Origin of the sequence: Nonomuraea zeae, assembly GCF_005889725.1 — a bacterium.
GTDB classification, from domain to species: domain Bacteria; phylum Actinomycetota; class Actinomycetes; order Streptosporangiales; family Streptosporangiaceae; genus Nonomuraea; species Nonomuraea zeae.
Genome location: NZ_VCKX01000453.1, coordinates 1 through 7194 on the forward strand (window position 1 = coordinate 1; position 7194 = coordinate 7194).

The window sequence follows — 7194 nt, forward strand, 5'->3', positions numbered from 1 at the left end:
CGGCCGTCATTAGGGGGGACGAACAGCTGCTGGCCTGTGTTGTTTTTTTTCAAGCAGAAGACGGCATACGAGTTGTCTTAGGGGCTCGTGGGCTCGGAGATGTGTATGAGAGACAGCCGTGGACCTGGCCGGTGGCGGGGCGCGGGAGTTCGCGGGACCCAAGGATCTTGCGGGTGCCGGCGGCGGAGAGGACGCGGGGAGGCACGTGGACGAAGCGCACGGAGCGGGTGGAGCGCACGGAACGGGTGGAGCGCACGGAACGGGTGGAGCGCACGGAGCGGACGAGGAGGTGACGGAGCACGCGGCGCTGCGCATGGCCGAGGAGGCCGTGACGGTCGTCGGCGCGCTGCTCCGGCACGAGTCGCCGGCCACGCTCCCGGAGTGCAGGGAGGCGATCGACCGGGTGGATGCCGCGTTGGCCACGCTGCTGGAGCGCCGGGCCGCGCTGGCGGGCACCGTGCAGCGGCTCAAGCCGGTCGGCGGTTTCGCCGGGCGCGACATGGACCGGGAGCGCGCACTCGTGGCGAGGATGGCGTCGCGGGCGCCCTCACTCGGGGAGGCTCGGCTCGCGCCCATCATGAACGCCGTCATCGAGGCGGGCCTGCACCTGGCAGAGGAACGGGCCGAGCGGTAGGCCCACGCTGAGCGAAGCCGGGCGAGGCCGAGCAGGCCAGGCGACGGCGAGGGTGAGGCCGGGCGAGGTCACCGGCTGCCGATCACCGCCTGCGGACGGCTGCAAGGTGCCCGGCCCGCCCGTGAGGCGGATCCCTCCATTACCCGGGCTGTCCGTTCAGGCGCCGGGTGGTCGTGGCCGGTCAGGTCACGGGGTGGCGAGCTGGAAGTTGTTCATGGGCCGGCCCGGGCCGGCGGCGATCTGCTTGGTGATGAGGTCGGCGAAGCGCCGGTAGCCCTCGCCCGTCGGGTGGTAGCTGCGCGCGTCGACCTTGAGCTCCTCCATGTCCACGTGCAGCCCGTTCAGGTAGGGCTGCGGCCGTCCCACCTCGTGCCCGGTGAAGGCCTCGTACGCGTCCACGTACTCCACGCTCCCCGGCCCCCCGAACGCCGCGATCGCCCGGTCGAACTCGGCCGCCACCGACCCCACCACGTCGTTGAGCCGCCGCGTCACCCCGTTGAGCCAGCGCTGGTCCTCCGCCGTGAGGTTGTCGACGTCCTCCACGGGCTCCTTGGGGAAGGGCCGGGGATAGCCGAGGACGATGATGCGCGCGTTCGGCGCACGGGCGCGCAGCTCGCCGAGGACCTGGAGCATGCTGGGCCGCAGCTGCTCGATGCGCCGGGCGACCGCCGCGTCCTGGTCCACGCAGGCCGCCGACCAGGGCAGCTTGACGATGCAGCCCGTGAGCACCTTGGTGAATCCGGCGTCGTTGCCGCCGATGCTCAGCGTGACCAGGCTGGCGTCCGGGCCGACGCGGCTGATCTGCGGCTGCTGGCCGTACTGGCCGGAGAGCAGCTGGCGCGAGGTGGCTCCGCTGCAGGCGTAGAAGGCGGTGCCGCCGCCGAAGCGGTAGGCCTGGGCCACCAGCGGCACGTACGAGCCCGTCGCCCGGTGGCACCGGTCGGCCCCGTCGTTGACCGGCTCCTTGTCCAGGAAGTAGACGCCCTCGCCCGAGGAGTAGGAGTCGCCGAGCGCGACGTACGAGCCGCTCTGCGCGACCTCGACGGCCGTCAGCCGGGTGACCTGCGGGAGCCGCCCGCGCGGCTCCCCGTCCGCCGGGCAGCCCGCGTCCAGGACGGCGCAGGCCAGTTTGGGATAGACGCCCAAGGGCAGGCAGAGCAGGGCAAGCGCCACGCCGATGGCGGCGGCCGCCGAGGTCTGGATGATCCTCCGTCTCGCACCGTCCAGCGCGACCTCCCCCGAGCGGCGACTCCATGATGCGGCATCGAGCCTACCCAGCCGGTGATCGATCTGGGCGCGGCCGGCATCCGGATCTCACCCCGAGGACGGCAGGCCACCTCCGGTGCGGGGGTCTGCGGGCGTGGCGCCGATGCGCGTTCAGGACTCGGCCGGGGACGGGGCGGCGGGTCCGGCCGGGGACGGGGCGCGACGGCGCTTGACGATCGTCCAGCCCAGCGCGATGGCCCCGGCCAGGGCCGGGATGAGGAGGAAGGCGACGAGCTGATCGCGGTCGGCGAACGGCATCAGCAGCACCACGAGCAGCAGGAAGGCGAGCGTCAGCCAGTTGGTGTAGGGCGAGCCGGGCATGGGGAACGCCGAGCGGTGGCCCGACTTGCGCAGCCGCAGCTGGCAGTAGACGAGCACGCCCCACGTGGTGATCACGCCGAGCGAGGCGACGGCGGTGGCGATGTTGAAGGCGCGCTCGGGCAGGAAGTAGAACAGCGCCACCCCGCCCAGGAACATGATCGCTGTGAAGAGGATGCCGCCCATCGGCACGAAGCGGGAGCTCAGGTTGCCGGCGAAGCGCGGGGCCTCCCGCTTCACGGCCATCGAGCGCAGGATGCGGCCCGTGGCGTACAGGCCGGAGTTGCAGGAGGAGAGCGCGGCGGTGATCACCACCAGGTTCATGGCGTCGGCGGCCCACGGGATGCCGAGTCCGGCGAAGACCGTCACGAACGGCGAGGTGCCCGCGCGGTAGGCGGTCCACGGCAGGACCATGGCGAGCAGCGCCACCGAGCCCACGTAGAAGATCGCGATGCGCCACACGACGCCGTTGATGGCCTTCGGCATGACCTCGTGCGGCCTGGCGGTCTCGCCCGCCGTGATGCCGACCAGCTCGATCGACGCGTACGCGAACACCACCGACTGCAGGCTCATCAGCACCAGCGGCGCCCCGGTCGGGAAGAAGCCGCCGTGCGAGGTGAGGTTGTGCGGCCCGGCCTCGCCCACCGCGAACACCACCAGCACCAGCCCCACGACCAGGAAGACCGTGATCGCCAGGACCTTCAGCATCGCGAACCAGAACTCCAGCTCGCCGAACAGCCGCACCGACAGCAGGTTGACCGCCACCACGAACCCGAGCGCGATGAGCGCCGTGAGCCACTGGGGGAAGGCGGGAGCCCAGTAGTGGACGTAGAGGGCGATCGCCGTCAGCTCGGCGATGCCGGTGAACGCCCAGTTGATCCAGTACATCCAGCCGCTGGCGAACGCCGCCCACGGGCCGATGAACTCCCCGGCGTACTCGACGAACGACCCCGAGGCCGGGCGGTAGAGCACGAGCTCGCCGAGCGCCCGCATGACGAAGAACGCGGCCAGCCCTGCGGCGGCGTAGGAGAGCACGAGCGCGGGACCCGCGGCGGCCAGCCGCCCGCCGGCGCCGAGGAACAGGCCGACCCCGATCGCTCCGCCGATGGCGATCATCTGCACCTGGCGGTTGCCGAGCGCGTGCGAGTATCCCTCGTCTGACTGCGTGCGCACCGAGTGTCTCCTCAACTACTGGCGGTGACCATCACGATATCGGTGCCGGTGATCGCGGAGGTCCCGGCGCGCCGGTCCGGGCGAGGGCCGATCCGGCGGGGCGGAGGCCGGTCCGGAAGAGGGCGAGACAGGGCGGAAGACGGGGGCGGTGCGGCTCCGGGATGTCGGCCGGGACCACTAGAGTCAGATCGCACACCACATCGAGACCAGGAGGCGCCGCTCCATGTCGTCCAGCGACTCGTTCGTCCATCTGCACGTCCATACCGAATACTCGATGCTGGACGGGGCCGCCCGGCTCAAGCAGATGTTCAAACAGGTCGGCGACCTGGGCATGCCCGCGATCGCGATCACCGACCACGGCAACATGCACGGCGCGTACGACTTCTACAAGCAGGCCACGGGCGCCGGCATCAAGCCGATCATCGGCATCGAGGCCTACGTCGCGCCGGAGCTGCGCCACAACAAGAAGCCGGTGCTGTGGGGCGAGCCGCACCAGAAGCGCGACGACGTCTCCGCGGGTGGCTACTACACCCACATGACGATCTGGGCGCGCAACAAGACGGGCCTGCACAACCTGATGCGGCTGTCCTCGCGTGCCTACACCGAGGGGTTCGTCCGCAAGTGGGCGCGGATGGACGCCGAGATCCTCGCCGAGCACTCCGACGGCCTCATGGCCACCACCGGGTGCCCCTCAGGTGAGGTGCAGACGCGGCTGCGGCTGGGCCAGTACGACCAGGCGCTCCAGGCCGCCGCGAAATATCAGGAAATCTTCGGCAAGGACAATTTCTTCCTGGAGATCATGGACCACGGGCTCGACATCGAGCTCCGCGTCCGCGACGGGCTGACCAGGATCAGCCAGGAGCTGAACATCCCGCCGCTGGTCACCAACGACTCGCACTACACCTACGAGTCCGACTCCGCCTCCCACGACGCCCTCCTGTGCATCCAGACCGGCAAGCAGCTCTCCGACCCCGACCGCTTCCGCTTCGACGGCAGCGGCTACTACATCAAGACCGCCGACGAGATGCGCGCGGTCGACTCCTCGGCCCTGTGGGCCGAGGGCTGCCGCAACACGCTGCTGGTGGCGGAGAAGGTCGATCCGACCGGGTTCTTCGAGTTCAAGAACCTCATGCCGACCTATCCGATCCCCGACGGCATGACCGAGGAGCAGTTCTTCCGGCAGGAGACCTGGAAGGGTCTTGAGCGGCGCTTCCCGGAGGGCGTGGACGACGAGCACCGCGCCTGGGCCGAGAAGGAACTGAGCGTCATCGTCCAGATGGGCTTCCCGAGCTACTTCCTCGTGGTCGCCGACTTCATCATGTGGGCGAAGAACAACGGCATCCGCGTCGGCCCCGGCCGTGGCTCGGCGGCCGGGTCGCTGGTGGCGTACGCGCTGGGCATCACCGACCTCGACCCCATCCCGCACGGCCTGATCTTCGAGCGCTTCCTCAACCCCGAGCGCGTGTCCATGCCCGACGTCGACATCGACTTCGACGAGCGTAGGCGCGGTGACGTGATCCGCTACGTGACCGAGAAGTGGGGCGCCGACAAGGTCGCCATGATCGCCACGTTCGGCACCATCAAGGCGAAGGCTGCCATCAAGGACGCCGGCCGCGTCCTCGGCTACCCCTACGCGCTCGGCGACAAGGTGTCCAAGGCGTTCCCGCCGGCCGTCATGGGCAAGGACATCCCGCTCGCGGGCATCTTCGACAAGGACCACCCGCGCTACGCCGAGGCGGGTGAGCTGCGCCGCCTCTACGAGGAAGACGTCGACGTCAAGGCGACGATGGACCTCGGCAAGGGCCTGGAGGGCCTGATCAGGCAGACCGGCGTGCACGCCGCGGGCGTGATCATGTCGGCCGAGGTGCTGACCGACTACATCCCGATCATGCGCCGCGACTCCGACGGCGCGATCATCACGCAGTTCGACTATCCGACCTGCGAGACGCTCGGCCTGCTCAAGATGGACTTCCTGGGCCTGCGCAACCTCACGATCATCGACGACTGCCTGAAGATGATCGAGTCCACCACGGGCGAGCAGATCGACCTGCTGAAGCTGCCGCTGGACGACCGCAAGGCCTACGAGCTGCTGGCCAGGGGCGACACGCTGGGCATCTTCCAGCTCGACGGCGGCGGCATGCGCTCGCTGCTGCGCCTCATGCGCCCCGACAACTTCGAGGACATCTCCGCCGCCCTCGCGCTCTACCGCCCCGGTCCGATGGGCGCCAACTCGCACACCAACTACGCGCTCCGCAAGAACGGCCAGCAGGAGATCACCCCGATCCACCCCGAGCTGCTGGAGCCGCTGAAGGAGATCCTCGACACGACCTACGGCCTGATCGTCTATCAGGAGCAGGTCATGGCCATCGCCCAGAAGGTCGCCGGCTACTCTCTCGGCGGCGCCGACCTGCTGCGCCGCGCGATGGGCAAGAAGAAGAAGTCCGAGCTGGACAAGCAGTTCGAGTTCTTCGAGAAGGGCATGCAGGACAACGGCTTCTCGGCCGCGGCCATCAAGGCGCTGTGGGACATCCTGCTGCCGTTCTCCGACTACGCCTTCAACAAGGCCCACACCGCCGGCTACGGCCTGGTCTCCTACTGGACCGCCTACCTCAAGGCCAACCACCCGGCCGCCTACATGGCCGCCCTGCTGTCCTCGGTGAAGGACGACAAGGACAAGTCGGCCCTCTATCTCAACGAGTGCCGGCGCATGGGCATCAAGGTGTTCCCGCCGGACGTCAACGACTCCGACTTCGACTTCACCCCGCGCGGCACCGACATCCGCTTCGGCCTGTCGGCCGTCCGCAACGTGGGCGGCAACGTGGTCGACGGCATCATCTCCGCGCGCAAGGAGAAGGGCCGCTTCGCCGAGTTCAAGGACTTCCTGCGCAAGGTGCCCGCTCTGGTCTGCAACAAGCGCGTGATCGAGTCGCTGGTCAAGGCGGGGGCGTTCGACTCGCTGGGGCACGTGCGCAAGGGCCTGGTCATGGTGCACGAGCAGGCCGTCGACGCGATCATCGACATCAAGAAGAACGAGGCCATCGGCCAGGACTCCCTCTTCGGCGCGATCGACGGCGGCGAGGACCAGACGTTCGACGTGCAGATCCCGGTGGGGGAGTGGGACAAGAACACCCTCCTGCAGTTCGAGCGGGAGATGCTCGGCCTCTACGTGTCCGACCACCCGCTGTTCGGGGTGGAGCACATCCTGTCCGCGGGGGCCGACTGCTCGATCGCGGCCGTGCAGGACGAGAGCCGGGCCGACGGGCACGTGGTGACGGTGGGCGGCATCCTGAGCGGGGTCCAGCGCAAGGTCACCAAGAAGGGCGACACCTGGGTGCTGACCCAGCTGGAGGACCTCGAAGGGTCGATCGAGGTGATGATCTTCCCGTCGGCCTACCAGCTGTGCTCGACGATCCTGGCCGAGGACGCGATCGTGTTCGTCAAGGGGCGGATCGACAAGCGCGAGGACGTGGCGAAGATCATCGCCATGGAGGTGACGGCGCCCGACCTGACGCAGGAGGCGGGCGGGCCGCTGCTGGTGAGCCTGCCGCTGACCCGGTGCACGCCGCCGGTGGTGGGGCGGCTCAAGGAGATCCTCACGACGCACCCGGGCACGTCGGAGGTGCATCTGCAGGTGCACAACGGGCCCAAGACGACGGTCCTGAGGGTGGACGACCGGCTGCGCGTGACGCAGTCGCCGGCGCTGATGGGCGACCTCAAACAGCTCCTCGGCCCGGCGTGCCTGGGGGCGTGAGCTTTCTCTCGTACGGCCGCGGACGTGAGGGCCGGCCCGCGGGGGTGGGGTC

4 protein-coding genes are annotated in these 7194 nt (G+C 69.3%); 2 read left to right on the forward strand and 2 right to left on the reverse strand.

What is annotated here, in order from left to right; all coding sequences use genetic code 11:
• Window positions 1-289 precede the first annotated feature (289 nt).
• Window positions 290-634, forward strand: coding sequence for a chorismate mutase (locus ETD85_RS58555; protein WP_240780115.1), 345 nt, complete (start codon window positions 290-292; stop codon window positions 632-634).
• 186 nt (window positions 635-820) lie between these two features.
• Here the strand turns inward: ETD85_RS58555 and ETD85_RS58560 are convergent, their stop codons facing one another.
• Window positions 821-1807: an SGNH/GDSL hydrolase family protein gene (locus ETD85_RS58560; protein ID WP_240780116.1), complete on the reverse strand. Its 987-nt coding sequence runs from the start codon at window positions 1805-1807 to the stop codon at window positions 821-823.
• A 204-nt stretch (window positions 1808-2011) separates the two neighbouring features.
• Window positions 2012-3391, reverse strand: a complete 1380-nt coding sequence (locus ETD85_RS58565) for an amino acid permease (RefSeq protein ID WP_240780117.1) — start codon at window positions 3389-3391, stop codon at window positions 2012-2014.
• Between the two features lie 223 nt (window positions 3392-3614).
• On the opposite strand from ETD85_RS58565, the gene dnaE reads away from it, so the two are divergent.
• Window positions 3615-7142, forward strand: a complete 3528-nt coding sequence (gene dnaE, locus ETD85_RS58570; protein ID WP_138698460.1) for a DNA polymerase III subunit alpha — start codon at window positions 3615-3617, stop codon at window positions 7140-7142.
• Window positions 7143-7194: the final 52 nt, after the last annotated feature.